Source organism: Streptomyces sp. NPDC060232 (genome assembly GCF_042726555.1).
In the GTDB taxonomy this organism is placed as follows: domain Bacteria; phylum Actinomycetota; class Actinomycetes; order Streptomycetales; family Streptomycetaceae; genus Streptomyces.
Map to the genome: position 1 here is coordinate 14,724 of NZ_JBHXAG010000021.1, position 24,593 is coordinate 39,316.

Annotated in this window: 25 protein-coding genes; 10 read left to right on the plus strand and 15 right to left on the minus strand. The window is 70.4% G+C overall.

Annotated features, from left to right (window positions below):
• Positions 1-50 precede the first annotated feature (50 nt).
• Complete coding sequence (gene hypE / locus ACFWFZ_RS26465; RefSeq protein ID WP_387125578.1) at positions 51-1,040, plus strand: hydrogenase expression/formation protein HypE; 990 nt, start codon at positions 51-53, stop codon at positions 1,038-1,040.
• A gap of 50 nt (positions 1,041-1,090) precedes the next feature.
• Here the strand turns inward: hypE and ACFWFZ_RS26470 are convergent, their stop codons facing one another.
• The 3 genes from ACFWFZ_RS26470 to ACFWFZ_RS26480 all read right to left on the minus strand — a co-directional run bounded on the left by ACFWFZ_RS26470 (position 1,091) and on the right by ACFWFZ_RS26480 (position 2,351).
• A complete protein-coding gene (locus ACFWFZ_RS26470; protein WP_387125472.1) occupies positions 1,091-1,357 on the minus strand; it encodes a hypothetical protein in 267 nt (88 codons plus the stop codon).
• A gap of 44 nt (positions 1,358-1,401) precedes the next feature.
• On the minus strand, positions 1,402-1,578 hold the full coding sequence (locus ACFWFZ_RS26475; RefSeq protein WP_387125473.1) for a hypothetical protein: 177 nt from the start codon (positions 1,576-1,578) through the stop codon (positions 1,402-1,404).
• Between the two features lie 167 nt (positions 1,579-1,745).
• Positions 1,746-2,351: a hypothetical protein gene (locus ACFWFZ_RS26480; RefSeq protein ID WP_387125474.1), complete on the minus strand. Its 606-nt coding sequence runs from the start codon at positions 2,349-2,351 to the stop codon at positions 1,746-1,748.
• A gap of 240 nt (positions 2,352-2,591) precedes the next feature.
• On the opposite strand from ACFWFZ_RS26480, the gene ACFWFZ_RS26485 reads away from it, so the two are divergent.
• Entirely contained in the window at positions 2,592-3,080 is a 489-nt protein-coding gene (locus tag ACFWFZ_RS26485) for a hypothetical protein (protein ID WP_387125579.1), read from the plus strand.
• On the opposite strand, the gene ACFWFZ_RS26490 is transcribed toward ACFWFZ_RS26485, so the two are convergent.
• From ACFWFZ_RS26490 to ACFWFZ_RS26520, 7 genes are all read right to left on the minus strand, one after another.
• Positions 2,993-3,778: an enoyl-CoA hydratase/isomerase family protein gene (locus tag ACFWFZ_RS26490; RefSeq protein ID WP_387125475.1), complete on the minus strand. Its 786-nt coding sequence runs from the start codon at positions 3,776-3,778 to the stop codon at positions 2,993-2,995. The two genes, ACFWFZ_RS26485 and ACFWFZ_RS26490, sit on opposite strands and share 88 nt — an antisense overlap.
• The gene (locus ACFWFZ_RS26495; protein ID WP_387125476.1) at positions 3,775-5,022 is read right to left on the minus strand and encodes a cytochrome P450; all 1,248 of its coding nucleotides are present in this window, start codon (positions 5,020-5,022) and stop codon (positions 3,775-3,777) included. The genes ACFWFZ_RS26490 and ACFWFZ_RS26495 overlap by 4 nt, the downstream gene beginning before the upstream one ends.
• A gap of 104 nt (positions 5,023-5,126) precedes the next feature.
• Entirely contained in the window at positions 5,127-6,503 is a 1,377-nt protein-coding gene (locus tag ACFWFZ_RS26500; protein WP_387125477.1) for a cytochrome P450, read from the minus strand.
• 10 nt (positions 6,504-6,513) lie between these two features.
• On the minus strand, positions 6,514-7,074 hold the full coding sequence (locus tag ACFWFZ_RS26505) for an ATP/GTP-binding protein (RefSeq protein ID WP_030237619.1): 561 nt from the start codon (positions 7,072-7,074) through the stop codon (positions 6,514-6,516).
• Between the two features lie 4 nt (positions 7,075-7,078).
• Positions 7,079-7,474 (minus strand): DUF742 domain-containing protein, encoded by a 396-nt coding sequence (locus tag ACFWFZ_RS26510; RefSeq protein WP_387125478.1) that lies wholly within the window; start codon positions 7,472-7,474, stop codon positions 7,079-7,081.
• Positions 7,467-8,309: a roadblock/LC7 domain-containing protein gene (locus ACFWFZ_RS26515; protein ID WP_387125479.1), complete on the minus strand. Its 843-nt coding sequence runs from the start codon at positions 8,307-8,309 to the stop codon at positions 7,467-7,469. The genes ACFWFZ_RS26510 and ACFWFZ_RS26515 overlap by 8 nt, the downstream gene beginning before the upstream one ends.
• Entirely contained in the window at positions 8,306-9,541 is a 1,236-nt protein-coding gene (locus ACFWFZ_RS26520) for an ATP-binding protein (protein ID WP_387125480.1), read from the minus strand. The genes ACFWFZ_RS26515 and ACFWFZ_RS26520 overlap by 4 nt, the downstream gene beginning before the upstream one ends.
• Before the next feature lie 1,195 nt (positions 9,542-10,736).
• On the opposite strand from ACFWFZ_RS26520, the gene ACFWFZ_RS26525 reads away from it, so the two are divergent.
• Both ACFWFZ_RS26525 and ACFWFZ_RS26530 read left to right on the plus strand, forming a co-directional pair.
• Entirely contained in the window at positions 10,737-11,849 is a 1,113-nt protein-coding gene (locus ACFWFZ_RS26525) for a winged helix DNA-binding domain-containing protein (protein ID WP_387125481.1), read from the plus strand.
• Positions 11,850-11,965: 116 nt separating this feature from the next.
• The gene (locus ACFWFZ_RS26530; protein WP_387125482.1) at positions 11,966-13,687 is read left to right on the plus strand and encodes an AMP-binding protein; all 1,722 of its coding nucleotides are present in this window, start codon (positions 11,966-11,968) and stop codon (positions 13,685-13,687) included.
• Positions 13,688-13,789: 102 nt separating this feature from the next.
• Here ACFWFZ_RS26530 and ACFWFZ_RS26535 read toward each other — a convergent pair whose 3' ends face one another.
• Together ACFWFZ_RS26535 and ACFWFZ_RS26540 are read right to left on the minus strand one after the other, a co-directional pair.
• Complete coding sequence (locus tag ACFWFZ_RS26535; RefSeq protein ID WP_387125483.1) at positions 13,790-14,278, minus strand: glutathione peroxidase; 489 nt, start codon at positions 14,276-14,278, stop codon at positions 13,790-13,792.
• 68 nt (positions 14,279-14,346) lie between these two features.
• Entirely contained in the window at positions 14,347-15,225 is an 879-nt protein-coding gene (locus ACFWFZ_RS26540) for a hypothetical protein (protein WP_387125484.1), read from the minus strand.
• Between the two features lie 266 nt (positions 15,226-15,491).
• Here ACFWFZ_RS26540 and gcl point away from each other — a divergent pair, with 266 nt between their 5' ends.
• The gene (gene gcl / locus ACFWFZ_RS26545) at positions 15,492-17,279 is read left to right on the plus strand and encodes a glyoxylate carboligase (RefSeq protein ID WP_387125485.1); all 1,788 of its coding nucleotides are present in this window, start codon (positions 15,492-15,494) and stop codon (positions 17,277-17,279) included.
• Positions 17,280-18,249: 970 nt separating this feature from the next.
• Here the strand turns inward: gcl and ACFWFZ_RS26550 are convergent.
• The 3 genes from ACFWFZ_RS26550 to ACFWFZ_RS26560 form a co-directional block, all read right to left on the minus strand.
• A complete protein-coding gene (locus ACFWFZ_RS26550; protein ID WP_387125580.1) occupies positions 18,250-19,707 on the minus strand; it encodes a catalase in 1,458 nt (485 codons plus the stop codon).
• Positions 19,708-19,945: 238 nt separating this feature from the next.
• Positions 19,946-20,845, minus strand: a complete 900-nt coding sequence (locus ACFWFZ_RS26555) for a 2-hydroxy-3-oxopropionate reductase (protein WP_387125486.1) — start codon at positions 20,843-20,845, stop codon at positions 19,946-19,948.
• Positions 20,846-20,920: 75 nt separating this feature from the next.
• Positions 20,921-21,754: a TIM barrel protein gene (locus ACFWFZ_RS26560; RefSeq protein WP_387125487.1), complete on the minus strand. Its 834-nt coding sequence runs from the start codon at positions 21,752-21,754 to the stop codon at positions 20,921-20,923.
• A gap of 125 nt (positions 21,755-21,879) precedes the next feature.
• Here ACFWFZ_RS26560 and ACFWFZ_RS26565 point away from each other — a divergent pair, with 125 nt between their 5' ends.
• From ACFWFZ_RS26565 to pucL, 5 genes are all read left to right on the plus strand, one after another.
• Positions 21,880-22,131, plus strand: a complete 252-nt coding sequence (locus tag ACFWFZ_RS26565) for a hypothetical protein (protein ID WP_387125488.1) — start codon at positions 21,880-21,882, stop codon at positions 22,129-22,131.
• On the plus strand, positions 22,128-22,511 hold the full coding sequence (locus tag ACFWFZ_RS26570; protein ID WP_030822351.1) for a helix-turn-helix domain-containing protein: 384 nt from the start codon (positions 22,128-22,130) through the stop codon (positions 22,509-22,511). The genes ACFWFZ_RS26565 and ACFWFZ_RS26570 overlap by 4 nt, the downstream gene beginning before the upstream one ends.
• Before the next feature lie 154 nt (positions 22,512-22,665).
• On the plus strand, positions 22,666-23,172 hold the full coding sequence (gene uraD / locus ACFWFZ_RS26575) for a 2-oxo-4-hydroxy-4-carboxy-5-ureidoimidazoline decarboxylase (protein WP_387125489.1): 507 nt from the start codon (positions 22,666-22,668) through the stop codon (positions 23,170-23,172).
• Between the two features lie 8 nt (positions 23,173-23,180).
• Entirely contained in the window at positions 23,181-23,585 is a 405-nt protein-coding gene (gene uraH, locus ACFWFZ_RS26580; protein ID WP_387125490.1) for a hydroxyisourate hydrolase, read from the plus strand.
• 1 nt (position 23,586) lies between these two features.
• Positions 23,587-24,510, plus strand: a complete 924-nt coding sequence (pucL, locus tag ACFWFZ_RS26585) for a factor-independent urate hydroxylase (RefSeq protein WP_387125491.1) — start codon at positions 23,587-23,589, stop codon at positions 24,508-24,510.
• Positions 24,511-24,593: the final 83 nt, after the last annotated feature.

Sequence of the window (24,593 nt, forward strand, 5' to 3'; positions counted from 1 at the left end):
TCACGGGCTGGACCTGCCCGGCGCCGCTGCGCGACCGCCCGCGCGTGGTGATGGGCCACGGAGGCGGTGGCGCACTCTCCGCCGAGCTGGTCCAGCACCTGTTCGCCCCCGCCTTCGGCGGTGACGTACTGGCCCAGCTGGGAGACTCGGCGGCCGTCTGTCTCGGGGGCGTCCGGCTGGCCTTCTCCACCGACTCGTACGTGGTGCGCCCGCTGTTCTTCCCGGGCGGCGGCATCGGCGACCTCGCGGTCAACGGCACCGTCAACGACCTGGCCATGAGCGGAGCGCGCGCGGCGTACCTGTCCTGCGGCTTCATCCTGGAGGAGGGCGTGGAGATGTCCGTGGTGGCGCGGGTCGCCGAGACCATGGGCGCCGCCGCACGGACGGCGGGCGTGGAGATCGCGACCGGCGACACCAAGGTCGTCGAGTCGGGCCACGGCGACGGCGTCTACATCAACACCGCCGGCATCGGGATCATCCCCGACGGTGTGGACCTGCGTCCCCAGCGGGTCGTGCCGGGGGACGTCGTGATCGTCAGCGGTGAGATCGGACTCCACGGAGTGGCGATCATGAGCGTCCGGGAGGGCCTGGAGTTCGGCGTGGACGTCGAGAGCGACTGCGCGGCCCTCGGCGGTCTCGTACAGAGCATGCTCGCCGTCACCCCCGACCTGCACGTCCTGCGCGACCCCACCCGGGGCGGTCTCGCCGCCTCGCTGAACGAGATCGCGGCCGCCTCGGGTACCGGTGTCGTGATCCAGGAGCGGGGTGTCCCGGTCCCCGCGGCCGTCGCCAACGCCTGCGCGATCCTCGGCCTCGATCCGCTGTACGTCGCGAACGAGGGCAAGCTGGTCGCGTTCGTACCGCGCGAGCACGCCGACGCCGTACTGGACGCCATGCGCGCCCACCCGCTGGGCCGCGGCGCGGCCGTGATCGGCGAGGCGGTGGAAGACCACCCGGGCATGGTGGTGGCCCGTACGGCCCTCGGCGGCACACGGGTGGTCGACCTGCCGCTCGGCGAGCAGCTGCCGCGCATCTGCTGACGGGTGCTGACGGGCCGCCCTGGGTGGGCAGGGCCACGCGGGCGGGACCCTCAGCGGTCGTCCCGCATGTCGTCCAGGTCCTGCTCGTCCAGCTCCCGCATCACGTCCCGCATGGTCGCGTCCTCCCGGCCCCGTTCGTGCGCGATCTCGTCGGGGGTGCGCGGCCGGCCGCCGGTCCTCATCCGCTCCGGCTCCGGCGACCGTCCGCGGATCCGCTCGTCGCGCTCCCGGCCCGGCGTACGGCCCGCGCCCCGCGTGCCGTCGCCCGTGGTGCCGTCGCCCCTGGTTCCATCGCCTTTGGTGCTGGCGCCGCTCATGACCGCTCACACTCCTTCCGTGCGTGCCGGTCCCTGCACTGCGGCTACCCCTCCGGCGCCGCCCAAACGCGGTCGCCGCCGCGTCGGCGGCGGCCGTTGCCGGCGCGGCCGGACGGGCAGACCCCGGGGGCGACGGGGACCAGGCGCGCCGAGGCGGTGATCAGCATGGTCAGACCGGTGTGGACCGGCGTACTGAGCTTCGAGCTGGTCAGCTCTCTCAACTAGCTAGTGCCGCGCCAGGCGACGTCTGCCCGTCAGGAGCGGCGTCCGGTGCGTGCTCTCGGCGTGCCGGCCGGAAGCGCTCGTACGGGACGTACGTGGCTTTCGGCCGGTGCGGCGAGAGTGCGTGCCGGGCGTCGCGACGGGGCGAACGTTGCCTGACGCGGCACTAGGTGTCTTCGCGGCCGTCCGGGCGGTGTGGGCGGCGGAGGACGTGCTCACGCCGCACCCGGTCCGCGTTGGCACGCAGTGCCCGTGCGTCGTCGAGCGGCGGCTGCCCCGGCCCGCTGCCGGTCCGCGAGGTGACTCCCGGGGGCCTGCCGTGGTCGTCTGCCGTACCGCCCTCGTGCTGGAGCGGCGGCCGGTGCTGCGGCGGATCCGAAGGAGGGCCCGCCGGAGGGTCCGGCGGCTCGGGAGCTTCGCTCTCGGGCATGGCCGCGCGCACCGCACGCTCGGCCCGCTCCGGATCGGGCACGGACACCGCCACCCGGCGGTAGGGCGCCCCGGCGTCCAGCTCCAGGCAGAGCACGGTGCTCTCGGCCTTCACCGCGACGAAGTCCTCGCCGTCGGGCCTGCTGCGCACCCCCGAGCACCGTCCCGGGGACCACGTGCCGTGACCGGCCCGGCCGCGCAGCACGCGCCACCAGCTCTTCTCCACCCGTACCTCGCGCAGCGCCGACACGGGTACGCGTACCTGCCGCCGCCGTGTGGTCAGGCCCTCGCGCAGCCCCAGCCGCACGACGACCTCGGCTCCCTCCACGGTCACGTGTGCCATGGCCGCTCACCGCCTTCCTACGGTGCACCGCCTTCCTACGGTGCGGCTCCCCCGGAAAGCCGTCCGCATGCCTGTGCCGTCGCGAGCCGGCAGGTTCTGGGCGCGGTGGCAGCGTGCAGCTCCTGTGGCAGGGACGCTTCCGGCCTGGTCGGGCCCAGCTCCGGCGAGAACCTGAACGAGCACGTCGTCGGCCCGGGCCGGCCGGCCGCCCGCGTACGCCTGGAAGGGCTCGAAGAGGCGGTGGGCATCGTCCGCTCCCTCCTGGCCGGCGACCGCGTCGACCACCACGGCACCCACTTCGACATCGAGGACGCCAGACTGTGGGACCTGCCCGGAGTACCGCCGCCGATCGGCATCGCGGCGTCGGACCCCGCCTCCTGCGCACGCCGGCCGCCTCGGCGACGCCCTGGTCGCGGTCGCGCCGGAACGCGATCCACGACCTGGGGGAACGGGACGACACCGAGGTCCAGCCGGAGTACCGGCCGCTGGGGCTGCGGGCCCGGCGCGAGGTGTCCGATCCGATCGCGAGTGGTCAGGCACCTCGCCGCGCGGACCGTGCCCGTCGTACGGGCCAGGCGCCCGGCCGTCCCCTGTCTCGGCGGCCCGTGGCGGGCCGGGCGCCCGCATCCGCCTGGGAGGGGTCAGCCCCTTGCGTGCTGGTGGAGAGCAGCTGCCAGGAGATGGGAGTCGAGCACGGAGACGTCTGCCGTCCTGTCCGCCCGTGCGTAGCCGGCCAGCATCCGTTTGGTCAGGACGAGTGCTTCGGGCGAGCGTCGGACGAGGGGCCTGGTCCAGGAGTCGATCACCTTGTCCAGCTGGTCGAGCGGGGCGGTCCGGTGAAGCAGACCGATACGGTGGGCGGTGTCGGCGTCGAAGACGTCGCAGGTGAGCATGAGCTCGCGAATCCTGGAGGCGCCGGCCTCGGAGACCAGGCGTCCCATCGCCCCGCCCCACGCCGGCGGTAGCCCGATGCCGACCTCCGGCATGCGAAAGCGGCTGGTGTCGGCACCGGCGCGCAGATCGCAGAAGGCGGCGAGGGCCAGGCCCGCGCCGATGACCCGCCCGTGTAGCCGGGCGATGGTGACCGCGTGGGTGTTCTCCAGGGCCTGGCACAGGCGGTGCGCCTTGTCGGCGACGCGCCGCAGGCCCGCCCCCGACGGATCGTCGGCCAGCGCCTCCCGGTACTCGTCGCGGTCGGCACCCAGGCAGAAGTCCGGACCCAGCGACGACAGCGTCAGGATCCGGACGTCGGGTCTCTCGTGGAGGTCGTCGAGCAGGGCGATGAGGTCGTCGAGGACCGCGGTGTCCAGCGTGTCGTCCTGCCCCCAGGGGTTGAGGCGGACGTGCAGGACGGGGCCGTCCTGCTCGGCACGGATCGCCTTGGGCGCGGTCCGGGTGCGCACGGGGGAGGGGGTCCATTCGGTCATGCGAGTGCCACGTCCAGGTTCAGGAGGCGCCGGAACGCCACACGCGGCGCCATCGACGGGGGGCGTACGAGAGTGAGACGGGGAAGGCGCCGGATCAGCCGGCGGAGCAGGGTCTGGGCTTCGAGGCGGGCCAGTGGCGCGCCGAGGCAGTAGTGGATGCCGCCGCTGAAGGCGAGGTGGCCGGGCACGCGGCCGGGGTCGAACCGGTCCGGGTCGCCGTGCCTGGCCGGGTCCCGGTGCGCCGCGGCGACCATGAGGTGGACCATCTCGTCGCGGCGGATCTCGAAGCCTCCCAGCACGGTGTCCTCCGGGGCGACCCGGCTGATCACGTGGGTGGGCGGGTCGTGGCGAAGCGTTTCTTCAACGAACCCGGGTACGAGGTCCGGGTTGTCCGCGACCATGTCCCAGCGCTCGGGGCTCTCGACGAGCCGCAACGTCATCGTCGAGAGGAGGGTCGCTGTGGTCTCCAGGGCGGCCAGCAGGACGAACAGCACCAGGAAGTAGACCGCCTCGTCGGCCTTGTCCCGGTCGGGTTCGATCGTGTCCCACGTCCGGATCCATCCGGTGACGGGGTCGTTCCCGGGGTGGGAGCGCCGGTCGCGCACCAGCTCCATGAAATAGGCCCGGAGTTCGGCGGTGGCCGTGTCGGACAGGGCCAGCTGGCTGGCCGACGGCAGCAGCTCCTGGGTGAAGACCTGATCGTGCGTCAACTGGCGGAGCGTGGACCAGTCGGCCCGCGGCAGCCCGAGCCAGTCACCTATGGTGGCGACCGGCAGCTCCTCGCAGACGAGCTCCGAGAAGTCCGCCTCGCCGGTGCGTATTCGCTCGGTGAAGGCGTCGAGGAGCCGATCCGCGGTCCGTTCCACATTGTGGCCGATGCGCTCGACGGTGGACCGGTCGAACGTGCCCGCCGCCCGGCGCACCCTGGTGTGGTCCGGGGCGTTGAGCGCGGCGAGGGTATTGCTCATCTCGCGCGAGGAGGGCGCGTTCCAGCGTGTCCCGGGCCCCTGGCGCTCCCGCCATTCCCGGTCGGGCTCCAGCCATTGACGACTGCGCAGGACCTGGTCGCAGGCGGCGAAGCCGGTCACGGCGAAGCCGCCCCAGGGGGCGGGGACCACCTCACCCCGCGCGAGGAGCTCGGCGTATATCGGGAAGGGGTCGGCCTGCCCTCTTGCCGTCCGCAGACGGGAGAAGAGGGAGGCGGACGCCCGGCGGTCGTACGACGGAGTTGCGGTAACCCCCATGACGGCGGCTCCTTTCTGAGAACCAGCCGCCATGCCTACCCACATGATCGTTAGAGCATCCACTACCACTGAGTACGCAGGAGGTTACTAGAATCACACTCGGCTCACTCGCCCCTGGTCCAGGCCAGAAAGCGGCTGAACAGGCCGCCCTTGGGCTGTGGCGCGGCACCAGTGCTCGTGCGCGAGGGGCCGGCGGCGGGCGAGGAGACCGCCGCCTGCTGCTGCGAGGCCTGGCCCGCGTTCGATCCGGTCGGCTTGGACGCCTGGGGGGCGGCCTTCGGGGTGAAGCGGATCGGGAGGGTGACCAGGGTGCGGCTCCACGGGCTCGGAGCCCAGGTGAGCGCCTTGAACGGGACGCGCATCTCCACGTCGAGGAGCTGGTTGAGCAGCGTCTCCACGGCCGTCACGGTGATCATGAAAGCCGGGTCCTTGGCGGGACAGGCGTGCGGGCCCGCCCCGAACGCCAGGTGTGCCTTGGCGCTGAGCTGTTCGCGGTGTTCGGTCAGCTTCGGGTCCGTGTTGGCAGCGGCGAACGAGATGAGGACCGGGTCGTTGGCCCGGACCACCCTGTCGCCGAGCTCGACGTCGTGCGTCGGGTAGTGGGCCGCGTAGTTGGCGATCGGCGCGTAGTTCCAGAGGGTCTGGGAGACCGCGTCCTCGACCGGGAGGCCGACCTGCCAGTCCTCCCCGAGGTACAGGGCGCTGCTGGTGCCGATGGCCGCGGCCAGCGGCGCGGTGCCGCCGGAGAGCAGGGTGACGAGCTGGTGCAGGACCTCCTCGTCGCTCAGCTGGGCCGGGTGCTCCATCAGACGCGTCGTCAGGTCGTCCTTCGGACGGCGCCGCTTGAGGGCGATCAGCTCTGTGAGCGCCCCGCCGAGCACCTCGTCGGCCCCGGGGGTCCCCTCGAAGATGCCGCTGATCCCGGCGATCACACGGTCGCCGATCTCGGGCGGGCAGCCGAACAGTTCGCTGAAGACCAGCAGGGGCAGCGGCTGGGCGTATTCGGCCATCAGCTCCGCCTGGCCGCGGATGTCGGTACTGAACTGGCTGATCAGGTAGTTGGCGGACTGCTGCGTCTGCCGGATGAGCTGGTGCTCGTTGACGGTCGCGAGGCTGTCGGTCACCGCCCCGCGCAGCCGGGCGTGCGCCGCGCCGTCGCTGAAGAGGGCGTTGGGACGGTAGCCCATCATGGGCAGGGCCGGGCTGCCGGCCGGGACGCGCCCTTCGTTGAGGGCGTTCCAGCGGCGGGAGTCGCGCACGAAGGAGGCGGGGTTCTGCAGGACGTACAGGGCGGCGTCGTAGCTGGTGACGAGCTCGGCCTGGACGTCGGGGGCGATGTCCACGGGCGCACTGGGTCCGTAGTGGCGCAGCTGCGCGTAATGGCTGTCGGGGTCGGCTCCGAACGAGGGACCGTACATCTGGACGTTCCCGTGCGCGGGGCAGCCGGGGGGTATCTCCATCGGTTCACGTGGCTGTTGCATTCCTGCGCTCCTAGCCGAGTTGGGACATGAGGTGTTTCACGAGGGTGATGAGGGCCTGCGCCGAGGAGTTCTCATCCCGTACGTCGCACTCCACGACAGGGGTCTCGTCGGTGAGGTTCAGCGCTTCGCGCACCTCGTCGAGCGGGTAGTGCGTGGTGCCCTCGAAGTGGTTCACGGCGATGGCGTACGTCAGGCCGAAGCGCTCGACGAGGTCCAGGACGGGGAAGGACTCGTGCAGCCGCTCCGGATCGACCAGGACGAGTGCGCCCAGGGCGCCCCGGGAGAGCTCCTCCCACATCTCCTTGAAACGTTCCTGGCCGGGCGTACCGAAGAGGTAGAGCACCAGGGTGTCGCTGAGGGTCAGCCGGCCGAAGTCCATGGCGACGGTGGTGGTCGTCTTGTCGGGCGTGCCCGACAGGTCATCGAAGCCCACGCTGGCCTCGGTGATCTCTTCCTCGGTCCGCAGGGGCTCGATCTCGGAGAGGCTGCCGATGCAGGTGGTCTTGCCGACCCCGAAGTGCCCCACAATGAGGATCTTCACCGCGTGGGAGACATCTGGATCCAGGTACACGCGTTTACGCTCCGAATCGATTCTTCAGGCCTTCGAGCACGGCACTGACCAGTTCTCTGTCGACACGTTCGGCGCGCGGTATCGGTGTCCTCGCGAGGATGAGGCCGTCTTCCTCCAGCTGCGCCAGCAGGATGCGGACGACGCCCAAGGGCAGGTGCGTGTGCCCCGCCACCTCGGCCACGGACAGGAATCCGTCCGCGACCAGGTCCATGACCCGCCCCGCTTCCGGCGCCAGCGTGCGTGCCGCGACCTGTCCGTTCTCCGCCCCCGTCGCCGTCACGAGCGTCGTGTGCTCGTACTCGTGGTCCGGGGGCAGCGCTCGTCCGTTCGTGATCACGAAGAGGGGGACTAACGGAGACGTCAGTTCCAGCTCTTCGTCCTGTCCGGACCTCTCAGGCATGTCCTGTCCCCTTCGCCGGTGTCGCCGTCGCGGTCAGTCTGGGAACCACCGAGTGCAGCCGGGTGGTGAACTCCTCAATGTCACATGCCTGTTCGGCGGCGGCCGCCAGGAAGGCGTCGGGACCGGCGGCCAGCAGGAAGATCCAGCCGTGCTGGAACTCGATGACCGTCTGACGCCATTCCGCGTCCTCGGCGACCCCCGCGAACTGGGAGGTGACCCGGCTGTAGGCGTGGATGCCCGTCATGGCCGCGGAGATGGTGTCCGCCAGATCGCGGCTCATTCCGGTGGTCGCCCCGCGGGGAAGGCCGTCCGACCCCAGCAGCACCGCGTGCCGGGCGCCCTTGACCTCGGACACCGCCCGGTCGAGCTCGCCGAGGACGAACTTCGCGTCACCGGGGCTCTGCTGCCGGGGCTCGTTCCCCCGCGCCCCTCCGGCGTCCTCGTGGCCCACCCGCGGCGGCGAGGTGAGGTTGTTGCCCAGCCGGGCTACGAGGCGGTGCATGCGGAAGGAGATCTGCTGCATGTCCACATCAGGCGCGGCCGCGGCGGCGAGGTACGAGCCCTGCCCCGCCCCGATCAGGAAGTTCCAGCCGTGCGAGAACTCGATGATGGTCTGGTTCCACTGCCGGTCCTTCTCCGGTCCGGCGAAGTGGGCCGTCGCCCGGCTGAGCGACTGCATTCCGGCCATGGCGGCGGAGATGGTGCGCACATCGTTCTCGGCCAGGCCTTCCGTCGCACCGCGAGGGAGGCCGTCCGCGGACAGCAGGACGGCGTGACGTGCCCGGGGCACGTTGTCCACGATGTCCTCTAGCATCCACGACAGGTCTGCGGTCATGCGTCTTCGGGCCCTTCGAACGAGGTGGCGTCAAGGTTGCGGCCGGAGAGCGTGCCGCGTTGGAAGGCCCCCAGGCTGCGCCCGGAAGCGCGGCCCGTCTCTTCCGGGCTCCGTGGCGCCGCCCAGCTGGTGTCGGGGCGGGGGTCGGGATCGGGGACGCTGGCGATGGGCGCCTGGCGCGCGCCGCGCTTGGGCAGACCGTGCATCGTGCGCGACGGGGCGCTCTGCGGCGTGCTCTGGGGCGCACTGTGGGGCGCACTGTGGGGCCGATTCTCGGAGGTGCGCCGGATGTTGCTGACCGGAGCCTCCTGGACGGGCGGTATCTCCTCCATGGTCCACAGCTCCTCGGGCAAGAGGACGACGGCCCTGACGCCGCCGTACCGGGAGACTCCGGTGACGTCCACCTTGAAGCCGTGCTGACGTGCGATCAGTCCGATGACCGGGAAGCCGAACTTGGGCTGGGTGCCGAGCTGCGACAGGCGGGGAGTGATTTCCCCGGAGAGCAGCGCGGTCGCCCGCTGCCGGTCCTCGTCGTTCATGCTGACGCCGGCGTCGTCGATGACGATGCACAGGTTGTTCTGGACGCGCTGGAACGTCACCTCGATCGGCGCGTCGTGCTGCGAGAAGCTGGCGGCGTTGTCGAGCAGTTCCGCCACGGCGAGCGCGACGGGCGCGACCGCGGACGCCTTGAGGGCGAGACCGGTCTGCTGCATGATCGCGACCCGGTGGAAGTTGCGGATCTGGCCCTGGGCGCTGCGCACCACGTCGTAGACGCTGGCGGGCCGGTTGCGCCGGCCGAGCGGCGCACCGCACATGACGGCGATGCCCTGGGCCTTGCGCGCCATCTGGGCGTTGGCGTGGTTGACGTCCAACAGGTCGCTGAGGACGGCGTGTCCACCGTACTTGCGCTGGATGGCGTCCAGCAGCGTCGTCTGCTCGGCGGCGAGGCTCTGCAGGAGACTGGCGGCGCCCTTGAGGACGGACTTGGTGTTCTCCTCCGCCGCTTCCTTGGCCTCGCGGAGCCTGGCGTCCTGCTCGTTCCGGAAGGCCTGCAGCTCGGCGCGTGACGAGTGCAGGTGGCTGTCCGCCGCGAGCAGCTGGTGCCTCAGTTCGGCCTCGGTGTGCTCCTTCTTCGCCTCCAGCGCTCTGTTGCGGGCGACGAGTGCCACGACCGCGACGACGGATATCGCCGCCACCGCAACCAAGCACCACACAAGTGCGTCTCGATTCATGGAAACCTTTCCCGGCGCATGACATGCGGACGGCTGCAGATACACCTCGCGAGGCCCCGCAGCACGGCTGATCAGCACGGTTCACCTGCTGTTATGCGGAGAACGTGACGCCGATCACAATCGGTATCTGCGTGAAAACGGATCAAGATCACAGATGCCGGGATGCTATCACCGGATCTTCGCTCCCCCGGACGCCTGCCATGGGGCCGCATCCGCTCAACCCGGCCGTCACAGCGGCAGGTTGACATGGGCCTTTCGACCCCGCATCTGCCATCGGTCACCCCTTTCTCCGTTGATCCGTCAAGCAGTTCTTCACGAGAGGAGCGGCAATCCCTCACATCAATCCGAGAGGCCGTCAATCGAACCTTGGGCGGGCCTCATCGGCAGGTGGCGGCGGCGTGGCCGCGGCGCCCAGTTCATCCCTGCCGGGCGAGTGTTGGGCTTTGCATCAATCGGGAGGAGCCGCTCGGCCGCATCAGCCCAGGCGGGTTCGAACGAGGCTCGATCGGGTCAGGTGGCCTGAATCCGGTCGTATAGTTCCCGGATATTCGCATAACGGGGCGAAATCCACGCTCGGGGTCATTCGAATCCCTGTGGGCTCGGGATGTGCATTCTCCCCGGACTCTTCCCGGCCAATCCGGCCTCCGAAGCCGAATCGTCGCCGGTCAGGGCGCGGTCCAGGCGTCGGGGCGGGCTGCGCAATGTGTCGGTGTGCGGCGGGTGCCACGCCCCTCCCGGATGCCGGCGGTCCCGGCACGGCCGCCTGTTCATGGGCCGCCGGCAACGGTGGCGTGGGTGTAGTCGTCCCAGCGGGGAGGCCGTGGTGGGCGGCTTCGGCCTGGCTGGCCTTGGGCCCCGCTGAGTGCAGCGGCTGTTCTCGCTGTCCGTGATGTGGCCCGGCGCCGTCAGGTTTGGCAGACGCCGCCGATCGGTAACCCGCGTTGCTCCGGCGTGGGGCCGACAGGCCCGTGAGGCCAGTCGATCCTCCCCACCGCTCGTTGGATGCCAAAAAGCCAGGCCGGGGGCTCTTAAAGGGCAGGACGAGGAGATTGTCCGCATCTCTTCTCTCCAGGGACTCCCCAGAGTCCCCCAATAGCGGTTTGTGCGGGATGTGCGGGGCACGGTCGAGTTCCCGCCGACCCTGGATGTGGAGTTGCGGACAGAAGGTGTCCGCAAGGAGGGCTAGCTTGCCTTCATGGCCTCCAGGACGACACATCCCGTACTCGACACCCGCGCGCTCAACCGTGCCACGCTCGCCCGCCAGCTGCTGCTGAGCCGTGCCGAGATGTCCGCGCGGGACGCCGTAGCCCACCTCCTCGGGCTGCAGGCGCAGAACGTCAAGCCCCCGTACTTCCAGCTGCACGCCCGCCTCGCCGGCTTCGAGCCCGCCGAACTGGCCGGGCTCATGGAGTCCCGCGACGTCGTACGCATGGTCACCATGCGGTCCACGATCCACACGCACACAGCGCACGACGCCCTGACCCTGCGGCCCCTCGTCCAGCCCGCCCGGGACCGCGAGGTCAACTACTTCCGCGGAGGCCTCGACGGCGTGGACCTGGACCGGCTGGCGCAGCGGGCCCGCGCCTTCGTCGAGGCCGAGCCGCGCACCATGGCCGAGATGCGCGAGGACCTGCTCCAGGAGTGGCCCGAAGCCGACCCGCAGGCCCTGTCCGTCGCCGCACGCTGCCTGCTGCCGCTGGTCCAGGTCACGCCCCGCGGGGTGTGGGGGCGCAGCGGGCAGGTACGGCTCACCACCGTCGAGAAGTGGCTCGGCGAGCCTGCCGGGACGGCGCAGCCCGTGGACGACCTCGTGCTGCGCTACCTCACCGCGTTCGGGCCCGCATCCGTCAAGGACATGCAGACCTGGGCCGGGGTGACCCGGCTGCGCGAGGCCTTCGAACGGCTGCGGCCGGGGCTGGCCGTCTTCCGCGACGAGAACGGCGTGGAGCTCTTCGACCTGCCCGGCGCCCCCCGCCCCGATGCCGACACCCCGGCGCCGCCCCGCTTCCTCCCGGAGTTCGACAACCTCCTGCTGTCGCACGCCGACCGCACCCGTGTGGTCCCGCCCGAGGTCAAGGGGCGCAGCTGGACGGGGAACCAGGCGCACTGCACCCTGCTCGTCGACGGCTTCCTGGCCGGGCTGTGGAGGCTGGAGGGCGGGGTGCTCACCGTGGAGCTGTTCGACCCGGTGCCGAAGGCGGCGCAGGAGGAGATCGTCGCCGAGGGGGAGAAGCTGATCGCCGAGATGGGCGGGCTGCCCGCCGAGACCGCCCCGTCCACCGTACGGTTCGCACCGATCCGCCGCTGAGCCGCCCCGTCGCGCCGAGTCGCCGCCCGGCCGCCCGCCGAAGCCCCCGCGAACGGTCAACTCACGGCTGACGCAGCCCTGGTGGTCCGTACACAGAACGCGGCACGATACCTGCCATGACGACCGAAAGTGCCCGCAGCAGCGCCACCGGCGACGCCGCCGACCCCACCGCCCAGTTCCTCGCCGCGCGGGACTTCCTGCTGGAGCGGCGCGGCGACCACGAAGCCGCCCACACCGGATTCACCTGGCCCCGCCCCCACCGCTTCAACTGGGCCCTCGACTGGTTCGACCACATCGCCGCCGGCAACGACGCCGACGCCCTGCGCATCGTCGAGGAGGACGGCACCAGCGAGGCCCTCTCCTTCGCGCAGCTCGCCGTACGGTCCGACGCGACCGCCTCCTGGCTGCGCGGCCAGGGAGTCGCGCCCGGCGACCGGATCCTCGTCATGCTCGGCAACCAGCGCGAGCTGTGGGAGGTGATGCTCGGTGCGATGAAACTGCGCGCCGTCGTCATCCCCGCCACCCCCCTCCTCGGCCCGGCCGATCTGCGCGACCGGGTCGAGCGCGGCCACGTGCGCCACGTCGTCGCGCGGATCGAGGACACGGCCAAGTTCGACGAGGTGCCGGGCGACTACACCCGGATCGCAGCCGGGGACAAGGTCGACCAGGTCCCCGCCGGCTGGCTGCGGCTCGCCGACGCCCCGGACACCGTCGGCGGCTTCACCCCCGACGGCGAGACCCTCGCCACCGACCCCCTGATGCTCTACTTCACCTCCGGCACCACCGACCGCCCCAAGCTCGTCGAGCACACCCACGCCTCGTACCCCATCGGGCACCTCTCCACCATGTACTGGCTCGGACTGCGCCCCGGCGACGTGCACCTCAACATCGCCTCGCCCGGCTGGGCCAAGCACGCCTGGTCCAACCTCTTCGCCCCCTGGAACGCCGGCGCGACCGTCTTCGTCCACAACTACGTCCGCTTCGACGCCGAGCGGCTGATGGCCGAGATGGACCGGCACGGCGTGACCAGCTTCTGCGCCCCGCCCACCGTGTGGCGGATGCTGATCCAGTCCGACCTCACCCGGCTGGCCAGGCCCCCGCGCGAGGCCGTCGCCGCCGGCGAGCCGCTCAACCCCGAGGTCATCGAGAAGGTCCGCGAGGCCTGGGGGGTCACCATCCGCGACGGCTTCGGCCAGACCGAGACCACCCTGCAGGTCGGCAACTTCCCCGGAGTCCCCGTCAAGCCGGGCTCGATGGGCCGGCCGGCGCCCGGCTACGAGATCGTCCTGCTGGACCCGGCCACCGGCAAGGAGTCCGCGGACGAGGGCGAACTGTGCGTGGACCTGCGCGTCCGGCCCGCCGGGGTGATGGCCGGCTACCGGGACGACCCGGAGCGCACCGCCGAGGCCATGGCGGACGGGCTCTACCGGACCGGCGACATCGCCGCCCGCGACGCCGACGGGTACCTCACCTATGTCGGGCGCTCCGACGACGTCTTCAAGGCCTCCGACTACAAGATCAGCCCGTTCGAGCTGGAGAGCGCCCTGCTGGAGCACGAGGCGGTCGCCGAGGCCGCCGTCGTTCCCGCCCCGGACGAGCTGCGGCTGGCGGTACCGAAGGCGTACGTCACCCTCGCGGCCGGATGGGAGCCCGGGCCGGAGACCGCCCGGGTGCTGTTCGCACACTCGCGCGCCGTGCTGTCCCCGTACAAGAGGATCCGGTGCATCGAGTTCGCCGCACTGCCGAAGACGGTGTCCGGCAAGATCCGGCGGGTGGAGCTGCGGGAGCTCACGGCGGTCGGCTCCGCCGAGGAGTACCGGGAGGCCGATCTGGGCTGAGGCGTGCGGCCGGGCCGACGGGGCAGCAAGGCCGGTCGGTCGGCGGGGCCGGGGCAGCGGTGCGCGAGCCCGCGCGTCCGTCCGCCCGCCCCGTACGCGTCCCTACGCGGGCAGGTGCGCCTCGATCGCGGCGATGACCTCGGGCGCCTCCGGCTCGGTGCGCGGACGGAAACGCGCCACGACCTCACCGGCGGGGGAGATCAGGAACTTCTCGAAGTTCCACTGGATGTCCCCCGCCTCGCCCTCCGCGTCCGGGGTCTTCACCAGCTCCTGGTACAGGGGGTGCCGGTTCTCGCCGTTGACCTCGGACTTCTCCAGCATCGGGAAGGTGACGCCGAAGCCCGCCGCGCAGAAGGTCTGGATGTCGTCGGCGTTGCCGGGCTCCTGCCCGCCGAACTGGTTGCAGGGCACGCCGATGACCGTGAAGCCCTTCTCCTCGTACGTGAACTGCAGGCGGGCCAGTCCCGAGTACTGGGGAGTGAGCCCGCACTGCGACGCGGTGTTCACCAGGAGGATCGCCTTGCCCTTGTGCGCCGCCAGGCTGGTGGGCTCGTCGGACAGGGTGGTCAGCGGGATGTCGTACAGGCTCACGGGACTCTCCTCGGCAGGCAGCGGGTAGTGCCACGAGCCTAAAGGGTGGTCAGGGGGTGTCTGGCCGGTCAGGCTCCCGATCCGACCAGTTCGTCCGCCGGGCCGTTGACCGGCTGCGGCATGCCGGTGAGGTCCATGACGAACAGCGGTATGCCGAGTTCGTCCGCGCGGCCGCGGGCGTCCTGCGTGTACCCGGCGAGTGAGAAGTAGACGCTGGTCGCGGAAGCGGTGAGTCCGTTGAGCCAGACGCACTCCACGGCCCGCAGCCCGGCGGGCGCGGTGGTCGGGTCCACCTGCGCCACCAGCCCTGGTGCCCGCAGGTCCACCGCGGCCGACGGGATCGGACGCCCGTCGGGCTGCCGTACGTCCTGGAAGCCGAGCCAGCGCAGGTACAGCGCGGCGGTGGCCACCGCGTCCCGGGCCGTGCGGATGGTCACCGGCCGGAAGGCGGGCCGGGGCACCGCCGTGGTCGCAGGCGGCGGTATGTGCGCAGGGTTCACGTCGGGCCGCGCCGCCGCCGGGCCCCCGCCCCCGGGCCTGCCCGTACGTCCGTCGCCCGGGGCGCCGGCCGCAGCCTCCGCCCGGGCGCCGGCCGACGCGGCGCCGCGCGGGCCCGACGGGTCCGCGGGATCCACCGCGGCACCGGCCACGGCACCCGGTCCCGGAACGGCCTCTGGCCGCTCCGGCGGGTGCACCGGGAGCCGCACCACCGTGCCGCACGACCCGCAGCCCAGCTCGGGGTGCGGCCACTCGCTCTCCCGCCCGCACGTCGTGCACCGCACCGCCACCCAGCTGTCCGACCACGTGCGGTGGGTCAGCAGCACCGGTGGCGTCGACAGGTCCAGCGGGGGATTGACCGGGCTCCCGCAGGCGCAGGGGAAGACCGGCGCGGTGTAGCCGTTCTCGCGCAGGCACGCCGGGCAGCGCACCGGTACCGCTTCCGCCATGACCCCTGACCCCCTCCGTCGCCCTGCGTAGGTCCATGCTCCACCACCGGCGACCGCGGGGGCGAGCGCGCGCGCCAATTCCGCCCCGTTCCCGCCGACGGATCGGTGATTTGTACAAGTCGTCGAGCGGGATGCGGCTTTTGACGGCTTCCTGGGCCCCCAGCCGCCTTGACGGCGGAGAAGACGCCGCATAGCTTGTTCCGTATAGCAGAACAAAACTTCCGTATGACGGAAAAGCCTGACCGCCAGACCCGCAGGAGAACCTGATGCCTCGTATGACAGCCGCCGCTGCTGCAGTTGAGATCCTCAAGCTTGAGGGTGTCGAACAAGCGTTCGGTGTTCCCGGTGCTGCGATCAACCCCTTCTACCGCGAGCTCAAGAACGTGGGCGGCATCAACCACACGCTCGCCCGCCACGTCGAGGGCGCCTCGCACATGGCGGAGGGGTACACGCGCGCCAAGGCGGGCAACATCGGCGTCTGCATCGGCACTTCGGGCCCGGCCGGCACCGACATGATCACCGGCCTGTACTCCGCCATCGCGGACTCCATCCCGATCCTGTGCATCACCGGTCAGGCCCCGGTCTCGAAGCTCCACAAGGAGGACTTCCAGGCCGTCGACATCGCCTCGATCGCCAAGCCGGTCACCAAGGCCGCCACGACGGTCCTGGAGGCGGCGCAGGTTCCCGGCGTGTTCCAGCAGGCCTTCCACCTCATGCGCTCAGGCCGTCCCGGTCCGGTCCTCATCGACCTGCCGATCGACGTCCAGCTGACCGAGATCGAGTTCGACCCGGCGACCTACCAGCCGCTGCCGGTCTACAAGCCGCAGGCCAGCCGCGCCCAGGCCGAGAAGGCCCTGGGTTTCCTGCTGGAGTCCGAGCGCCCGCTGATCGTCGCCGGCGGCGGCATCATCAACGCCGACGCCTGCGACCTGCTCGTCGAGTTCGCCGAGCTGACCGGCATCCCGGTCATCTCCACCCTCATGGGCTGGGGCGTCATCCCGGACGACCACGAGCTGGCGGCCGGCATGGTCGGCGTCCAGACCTCGCACCGCTACGGCAACGCGACGTTCCTGGAGTCGGACGTCGTCCTCGGCATCGGCAACCGCTGGGCCAACCGCCACACCGGCTACAACCTGGACGCGTACCGGGGCGACCGCAAGTTCGTCCACGTCGACATCGAGCCCACCCAGATCGGCAAGATCTTCGCCCCGGACTTCGGCATCGCCTCCGACGCCAAGGCCGCGCTGGAGCTGTTCATCGAGGTCGCCAAGGAGCTCAAGGCCGAGGGCAGGCTGCCGGACTTCTCCGCCTGGGCCGCCTCCGCGCAGGAGCGCAAGGCCACCCTGCAGCGCCGCACGCACTTCGACAACATCCCCATGAAGCCGCAGCGCGTCTACGAGGAGATGAACAAGGCGTTCGGTCCCGAGACCCGCTACGTCACCACCATCGGCCTCTCCCAGATCGCCGGCGCGCAGATGCTGCACGTCTACAAGCCGCGCCACTGGATCAACTGCGGCCAGGCCGGCCCGCTCGGCTGGACCATCCCGGCCGCCATCGGTGCCGCCACCGCGGACCCGCAGACCCCGATCGTCGCGCTCTCGGGCGACTACGACTTCCAGTTCATGATCGAGGAGCTGGCGGTCGCCGCCCAGCACAAGGTCCCCTACGTCCACGTCCTCGTGAACAACGCCTACCTGGGCCTGATCCGTCAGGCGCAGGGCGGTCTCGGCATCAACTTCGAGGTCAACCTCGAGTTCGAGAACATCAACACCCCGGAGATCGGCGTCTACGGCGTCGACCACGTCAAGGTCGCCGAGGGCCTGGGCGTCAAGGCCATCCGCGTCACCGACCCGAACGAGCTGGGTGCCGCCTTCGAGCAGGCCAAGAAGCTGGCCCAGGAGTTCCAGGTCCCGGTCGTCGTCGAGGCCATCCTGGAGCGCGTCACCAACATCTCGATGAGCAAGACCGTCGACATGAGCGACGTCACCGAGTTCGAGGAGCTCGCGACCGAGCCCGGTCACGCCCCCACCGCGATCAAGGCCCTGCAGGTCTGATCCACGGCTCCGGCCGTACACCGCGACCCCCGTCCCCCGTGAGGAGGGCGGGGGTCGCGGCGCGTTCCGCGTCCGTTCGGGGCTCCCTCGCGTGCGTCGGCCGCCGGCGGCCGGGCCGAAGCGTCCCGGCACCCCAGCTGCCGCCGGGGTGCCGCAGGCATCGACGGGCGGGCCGGACGGCCACAGCCGCACCGGGGCGACAGCCGCACCGGCGTTGACGTCGGGGCTCGGGGGGTGGGGGGCACGGGCAGGAGCTGAAGCGCACGCTGGGCTCCTGCCCGGTGTTCGCGATCTCGTTCGCCTGCTTCGGCTCCGGGATCGTGGTGGTGGTCTCCTGCGCACGGCTCGTCCACGCGGTGTCGCGCGACGCGCGGCCCCTCGCGCACCGGGTGGTCGTGCTGCCCGGCGCTGCGCTGCCGGAGCTGATCACGGCGTCGACGATCCTGCCGGCCCTCGCCTACGGCGCGACGCGCGGTCTCGTACACCGCTGTTCGACCGCGGCGCCCTGGACACCGAACCCGGCGACCACACCGCCTGGTAGGGCGGGCACGACAAAGCGCCGAGTCACGGGACCGTCCGTGACTCGGCGCTCTGGTTGTTACCGCCCGACGGTGCGAGGCTGGCGCGACAGGACGTTCGCACCACCGGGCGGAGTGTGTGGGGAGGAGATCTTGAGGAGATCCCCTTCTCTCAGGGGCTCTGTGCGCAGCCCTGGAAGAAAGGGGAGCGGCTGGGACCGTGGCGGGCGGGCGACGAGAACTCCGGCACCGTCTCCCTCAGGTCAAGAGACGGGCCTCGGAACCCATGACCACCGCACTGGCTCGCACGCCCGCCACGGTCCTCACGCGGCGCCAGCCGCATCGCTGGCGCAGTCTGCCCTCACCGCGTACCACCCCTCATCCGGGTCCACGGGTCGGGCTCAGCACCCGGGGCCTGACCTCCCGTCAGGCCCCCGGTACACCTGTGTGGCTCAGGCGTCGCGCAGGGCGCGCACGGCCTCCTCGACGCGACGGCCGTAGTCGGCGTCGGCGGCGTGGAAGTGAGCCAGGTTCTTCTCGATGACGTCCTCCAGGGTGACCTGGGACAGGCCGCCGGCGATGTTCGCCACCAGACGCTCCTTCTCGGCCTCCGACATCAGGCGGTAGAGCTCACCGGCCTGGAAGAAGTCGTCGTCCTTGGTGTGGGCCGGGGCCTCGTGGGTGCCCGTGTAGCCGGAGACGGCCCTCGGGGCGCCCAGCGCCAGACCGGTCTCGGCCGGGCCCTGGTACGAGTTGGGCTCGTAGTTCTTGTCGTGGCGCGAGCCGTTGCGCAGCGCCATGACGCCGTCGCGGCCGTAGTTGTCGGCCTTCGTCGCCTTGGGGGCGTTGACCGGCAGCTGGGTGTGGTTGACACCGAGGCGGTAGCGCTGGGCGTCGGCGTACGCGAACAGGCGGCCCTGGAGCATCTTGTCCGGCGAGGCGGTGATGCCCGGGACGAAGTTGTTCGGGGAGAAGGCGGACTGCTCGACCTCGGCGAAGACGTTGTCCGGGTTGCGGTCGAGGACCAGGCGGCCCACGCGCTGCAGCGGGTAGTCGGCGTGCGGCCACACCTTGGTGAGGTCGAACGGGTTGAAGCGGTAGTCCGCGGCCTCGGCGGCCGGCATGATCTGGACGTAGAGGGTCCAGCTCGGGTTCACGCCGCGCTCGATCGCCTGGAGCAGGTCGGTCTGGTGCGAGTTGGCGTCCTTGCCGACGAGCTCGGCGGCCTGCTCGCCGGAGAGGCAGCGGATGCCCTGGTTGGTCTTGAAGTGGTACTTGACGAAGAAGGCCTCGCCCTGCTCGTTCGTCCACTGGTAGGTGTGGGAGCCGTAGCCGTTCATGTGGCGGTACGACGCCGGGATGCCGCGGTCACCCATCAGCCAGGTGATCTGGTGCGTGGCCTCGGGGGCATGCGCCCAGAAGTCCCAGACGTTGTCCGGCTCCTGCTTGCCCGTGAAGGGGTCGCGCTTCTGGGAGTGGATGAAGTCGGGGAACTTGATCGGGTCCTTGATGAAGAACACCGGGGTGTTGTTGCCGACGAGGTCGTAGTTGCCCTCTTCGGTGTAGAACTTCAGGGCGAAGCCGCGGGGGTCGCGCACCGCGTCCGCGCCGCCGAGGGAGTCGGCGACGGTGGAGAACCGCAGGAAGGTCTCGGTCTTCTTGCCGACCGTGTTCAGGAAGGCGGCGCTGGTGTACGCGGTGACGTCGTCGGTCACCTCGAAGTAGCCGTACGCGGCCGAGCCGCGGGCGTGCACCACACGCTCCGGGATGCGCTCACGGTTGAAGCGGGCGAGCTTCTCCAGGAGCTGCTGGTCCTGGATCAGGAGCGGGCCACCGACGCCGGCGGTGGCGGAGTTCTGGTTGTCGGCGACCGGGGCGCCGGACTCGGTCGTCAGCGTGCGCTTCGACATGGTGACCTTCCGTACGGGTAACTGCTGACGGAAAGCGTCTTCCGTCATGCGGAACAGCCTAAATTCGGCGAGAACTAAACGTCAACAGTTTGTTGAACGAAGTTGTGGGGTGAGATGACCCGGACGGCGCCGGCGCTTGGGCGCGACAGGACAGGTGTCAGCACCGGCACCGTCCGGAGACTCGGCGCCCCCTGCGCGAGGGGGCGGTCCGGGCCCCGTGGGGGCCCGGCGGGGGACCTCAGACCTGGGTGCCGGAGAGGCGCTCGACGGCGCGCAGCAGGGCCGAGTGGTCCAGGCCGCCGTCGCCCTGGGCGCGCAGCGAGGCGACCAGCTGGGCGACGACCGCGCCGACCGGGAGGGCCGCACCGACGTTGCGGGCGGCGTCGGTGACGATGCCCATGTCCTTGTGGTGCAGGTCGATCCGGAAGCCGGGCTTGAAGTCGCGGTTCAGGAAGTTGTCCTTCTTGCGGGTCAGGACCGTGGAGCCGGCCAGACCGCCGCCCAGGACGTCCAGGGCGGCGGTGAGGTCCACGCCCGACTTCTCGAGGAAGACGACGGCCTCGGCGCACGCCTGGATGTTCACCGCGACGATGAGCTGGTTGGCGGCCTTCACCGTCTGGCCGGAGCCGTGCGGGCCGCACAGGACGATGGTCTTGCCGAGGGCTTCGAGGATCGGCAGGGCCGCGTCGAAGTCGGCCTGCTCGCCACCCACCATGATCGACAGGACGGCCTCGATGGCACCGGCCTCGCCGCCGGACACCGGGGCGTCGAGGACGCGGATGCCCTTCTCGGCGGCGTTCTTCGCCAGGTCCACGGAGGTCTGCGGGGTGATCGACGACATGTCGACGATCAGCGCGCCGGCCTTGGCGTTCTCAAGGATGCCCTCGGGGCCGTAGTTGATGGCCTCGACCTGCGGGGAGGCGGGCACCATCGTGATGATCACGTCGGCGTCCTTGACGGCTTCGGCGATCGAGCCGACCGCGGTGCCGCCGGCGGCGGCCAGGCGGTCCAGCTTGTCCTGCTCCAGGGTGAAGCCGGTGACCGAGTAGCCGGCCTTCAGCAGGTTCTCGGCCATGGGGGAGCCCATGATTCCGAGACCGATCCAGGCAATCGACGGGAGCGCGGCGGGGTTGCTCATGATGAGGGTCCTTCTCTTGATGCTTCGTACGAAAAGTGCGTGAGGTGCCTGGCTGATCGCCCGGACTTCGTCCCCCTACTGGGCGGCGCGGGCCTCGGCCGGCAGCCATGCGAAGGAGGCGGCAGCGTCGGCTGCCTTGTATTCGAGGCCTACGTAGCCCTCGTATCCGGCCTTCTTCAGCTGGTCGAGCAGCTCCGCAAGGGGCAGCTCGCCGGTGCCCGGGGCGCCTCGTCCCGGCTTGTCCGCGATCTGGACGTGCCCGGTCTTGGCGGCGTACTTTTCGATGACCTCGAAGAGGTCCTCACCGTTCATCGCCAGGTGGTACAGGTCGAGCAGGAACTTGGCGTTTCCGAGGCCGGTGGCCTCGTTCACCTTGTCCACCACCTCGATGCCGGCCGGGGCGCTCACCAGCGGGTAGAGCGGCGACTCGGGCTTGTTGAGGGTCTCGATCAAAAGGATCGCTCCCACGCGGTCGGCGGCCTGCGCGGCCACGGCCAGGTTCTTGAGGGCCAGTTCGTCCTGGACGGCCGGGTCCACGCCTTCGACGCGGTTGCCGTAGAGGGCGTTCAGCGCCTTGCAGCCCACCGAGGCGGCGAAGTCCGCGGCCACGTTGATGTTGGCGTTGAAGCGCTCCGACTCCTCACCGGGTACCGAGACCGCGCCGCGGTCCGGGCCCGGCAGCCGGCCGGCATAGAAGTTCAGGCCCACCAGCTGGGTGCCGGCGTCCTCAAGGGCCTTCTTGAGGGCGTCGAGCTCCTCCTGGGCGGGGGTGGGGGTCTCGATCCAGGGCCACCACAGCTCGACCGCCGTGAAGCCCGCCGCGGCGGCGGCCGCGGGGCGCTCCAGGAGCGGGAGTTCCGTGAAGAGGATCGACAGGTTCACATCGAAGCGCTGGTCCGTGTATCCCATGAGGGGTGTGCGCTCCTTCCGTATTGCGGAAGTTATTTTCTGCTTGATGGAAGACTGCATGGGGTTCCGCGCGGATGTCAAGTGCGGACTCCCGGAAAATCGAGACAGCGCGGTAGCTTGACGGCGTGCGATTGAGAGTGGAGTTCACGACCGAGCCCTTCGATCTCGAAGAGGCCCCCGACCACGCCGTGGCGGCCCGCGAGGTCATCCAGAAGGCCCAGCTGGAGGCGGTGGACGTCGGCCCCTTCGGCAACACCGCGGAGGGTGAGGCCGGCCGGGTGCTGTCCGCGGTGGCCGCGCTGCTGCGCGACTCCCTGGAGGCCGGGGCCACGCGGGTCACCCTCCAGGTCAACGTGATCGGCGAGGAGGTGTCATGACCGAGCCCCGCGACCACCCTTTCGTCACCGCGGTCAAGCCGCTGGTGGACGCCATGGGCGGCGAGCTGATGGACCCGGCCCAGGCCACGCCCGACGATGTCGTGCTCAGCTGGGAGGGTCAGGACCTGCTCGCGGTGCGCCTGCCCCAGCTCTCGGACTCGCTGGACCACATCCTGGCCGCGCTGGAGCGCCGGCACGGCGTACCGCTGTCGCAGCTCGACCGGAAGTCCAAGCAGGACGTCGTGCGGATACTGGAGGCGCGCGGCGCCTTCTCCGTGCGGCACGGTGTGGAAACGGTCGCGGGCGCGCTGGGGGTAAGCCGCTTCACGGTCTACAACTACTTGAACAGGGAAAACCCCAGCAAGAACAGCCAAGCGTGAACAACGCCTGACCCACGGTGACGAGCCGCCGCCCGATTCATCCGGGCGGCGGCTTTTGTGTACGGGAATCTTCAACAAAGTGTTGACGCCGTGTTGTGGAGGGCGTTAGCTATGCGCAGCCCGTCAAAGCAACAACAGGCCACGGAGGCCTACCGTGACTTCGAGTCCGACCCCGGGTCTCACCCGGATCAACACCTTGGACGACAGTGCGGCCGCGGCCGAGCTGCACGAAGTGTGCGCCAGCTCGGCGTGGGGGAGCAGGATGCTCGCCCAGCGCCCCTTCGCCACCGCCGAGTCCCTGTTCGCCGCGAACGAGGCCGCCATGGCGGAGCTCACCGCGCAGGACCTGGCCGAAGCGATGGCAGGCCACGCGCCGATCGGCCGGCCGAAGCCGGGAGACCCGACCTCCGCCCGCGAGCAGCGCGGTATGGCCGGTGCCTCCGAGGAGCTCAGGACCGAACTCCTCGAACTGAACCTGGCCTACCAGGAGAAGTTCGGCCACGTCTTCCTCATCTGCGCCACCGGTGCGAGCGGTGAGTTCATGCGGGACGCGGTCAAGGTCCGGATCGGCAACTCGCCGGAGCAGGAGCGGGAAAACGCCCGCGGCGAGCTCGTCAAGATCAACCGGATCCGCCTGACCCGCCTCGTAGAAGGAGAGTGAGACCGGCCATGAGCACCGAGACCACCGCGTCGGTGTCCACGCACATCCTGGACACCAGCATCGGCAGGCCCGCCGAGGGTGTCGCCATCTCCCTGTCGGCCCGTACGGGACGGGGCGGCGAGTGGGCGGCCCTGGGCGGATCCGCCACCGATGCGGACGGGCGCTGCAAGGACCTGCCGGCGCTGCCGGAGGGCACCACCCACGTACGTCTCGACTTCGAGACCGAGACGTACTTCTCGAACAAGCACAGCGCAGAGAAGCAAGCCGAGGCGCAGCAGGACGCCCCCCGCGTAAGGGACAGCGTTACGTTCTTCCCCGAGGTCACCATCACGTTCGCGGTGAACCCGGGCGAGCACTACCACGTACCGCTGCTGCTCAACCCGTTCGGCTACTCCGTTTACCGAGGGAGCTAGCATGGCCACGATTCTGGGCCAGAACCAGTACGGCAAAGCAGAGAACCGCGTCGTCAAGATCACGCGGGACGGCGACACCCACCACATCAAGGACCTGAACGTCTCGGTCGCCCTCTCCGGCGACATGGACGACGTCCACTACTCCGGCTCGAACGCCAACGTCCTGCCGACGGACACCACCAAGAACACGGTGTACGCCTTCGCCAAGGAGTACGGCATCGAGTCCGCCGAGCAGTTCGGCATCCACCTGGCCCGCTGGTTCGTGAACAGCCAGGAGCCGATCCAGCGTGCGCGCATCCGGATCGAGGAGTACGGCTGGGACCGGATCGCCACGTCCGACGCCAACTCCAAGTTCATCGGCGCCGACGAGGTGAAGCACTCCTTCGTCCGCCAGGGCCAGGAGACCCGCGTCACCCAGATCACCTACGACGGCCAGAGCTGGGAGGTCATCTCCGGCCTCAAGGACCTGGTCGTCATGAACTCCACGAACTCCGAGTTCTGGGGTTACGTGAAGGACAAGTACACGACCCTGCAGGAGGCGTACGACCGCATCCTGGCCACCCAGGTGTCGAGCCGCTGGCGCTTCAACTGGTCGGACGACGAGCAGCGGATGCCCAACTGGGAGAAGTCCTACGCCGAGACCCGCAAGCACATGCTGCAGGCCTTCGCGGAGACCTACTCCCTGTCGCTGCAGCAGACCCTCTACCAGATGGGTTCGCGCATCATCAACCACCGTTCGGAGATCGACGAGGTCCGCTTCTCGCTCCCGAACAAGCACCACTTCCTCGTCGACCTGGAGCCCTTCGGCCTCAAGAACGACAACGAGGTGTACTTCGCCGCGGACCGTCCGTACGGTCTGATCGAGGCCACGATCCTGCGGGACGGCGCCGACGCGCGCATCCCGGTGGACATGACCAACCTCTAGAGCGCGGCACGCGCGTCCCGGGGCTCTCCGCAGTGGCCCCGGGACCGCGCGACACGACCCCACTTCCTGAATCGGCACCCGGA

Coding starts and splice junctions, on each gene's coding strand:
- hypE (WP_387125578.1), top strand. CDS start 51: ATGGGCCACGGAGGCGGTGGCGCACTCTCCGCCGAGCTGGTCCAGCAC.
- ACFWFZ_RS26500 (WP_387125477.1), bottom strand. CDS start 6,503: ATGCAACAGCCACGTGAACCGATGGAGATACCCCCCGGCTGCCCCGCG.
- ACFWFZ_RS26540 (WP_387125484.1), bottom strand. CDS start 15,225: ATGGCGGAAGCGGTACCGGTGCGCTGCCCGGCGTGCCTGCGCGAGAAC.
- ACFWFZ_RS26520 (WP_387125480.1), bottom strand. CDS start 9,541: ATGAATCGAGACGCACTTGTGTGGTGCTTGGTTGCGGTGGCGGCGATA.
- uraH (WP_387125490.1), top strand. CDS start 23,181: ATGAGCACCGAGACCACCGCGTCGGTGTCCACGCACATCCTGGACACC.
- ACFWFZ_RS26510 (WP_387125478.1), bottom strand. CDS start 7,474: ATGCCTGAGAGGTCCGGACAGGACGAAGAGCTGGAACTGACGTCTCCG.
- ACFWFZ_RS26470 (WP_387125472.1), bottom strand. CDS start 1,357: ATGAGCGGCGCCAGCACCAAAGGCGATGGAACCAGGGGCGACGGCACC.
- ACFWFZ_RS26515 (WP_387125479.1), bottom strand. CDS start 8,309: ATGACCGCAGACCTGTCGTGGATGCTAGAGGACATCGTGGACAACGTG.
- ACFWFZ_RS26490 (WP_387125475.1), bottom strand. CDS start 3,778: ATGACCGAATGGACCCCCTCCCCCGTGCGCACCCGGACCGCGCCCAAG.
- ACFWFZ_RS26495 (WP_387125476.1), bottom strand. CDS start 5,022: ATGGGGGTTACCGCAACTCCGTCGTACGACCGCCGGGCGTCCGCCTCC.
- gcl (WP_387125485.1), top strand. CDS start 15,492: ATGCCTCGTATGACAGCCGCCGCTGCTGCAGTTGAGATCCTCAAGCTT.
- ACFWFZ_RS26480 (WP_387125474.1), bottom strand. CDS start 2,351: ATGGCACACGTGACCGTGGAGGGAGCCGAGGTCGTCGTGCGGCTGGGG.
- ACFWFZ_RS26525 (WP_387125481.1), top strand. CDS start 10,737: ATGGCCTCCAGGACGACACATCCCGTACTCGACACCCGCGCGCTCAAC.
- ACFWFZ_RS26530 (WP_387125482.1), top strand. CDS start 11,966: ATGACGACCGAAAGTGCCCGCAGCAGCGCCACCGGCGACGCCGCCGAC.
- pucL (WP_387125491.1), top strand. CDS start 23,587: ATGGCCACGATTCTGGGCCAGAACCAGTACGGCAAAGCAGAGAACCGC.
- ACFWFZ_RS26570 (WP_030822351.1), top strand. CDS start 22,128: ATGACCGAGCCCCGCGACCACCCTTTCGTCACCGCGGTCAAGCCGCTG.
- ACFWFZ_RS26560 (WP_387125487.1), bottom strand. CDS start 21,754: ATGGGATACACGGACCAGCGCTTCGATGTGAACCTGTCGATCCTCTTC.
- ACFWFZ_RS26550 (WP_387125580.1), bottom strand. CDS start 19,707: ATGTCGAAGCGCACGCTGACGACCGAGTCCGGCGCCCCGGTCGCCGAC.
- ACFWFZ_RS26555 (WP_387125486.1), bottom strand. CDS start 20,845: ATGAGCAACCCCGCCGCGCTCCCGTCGATTGCCTGGATCGGTCTCGGA.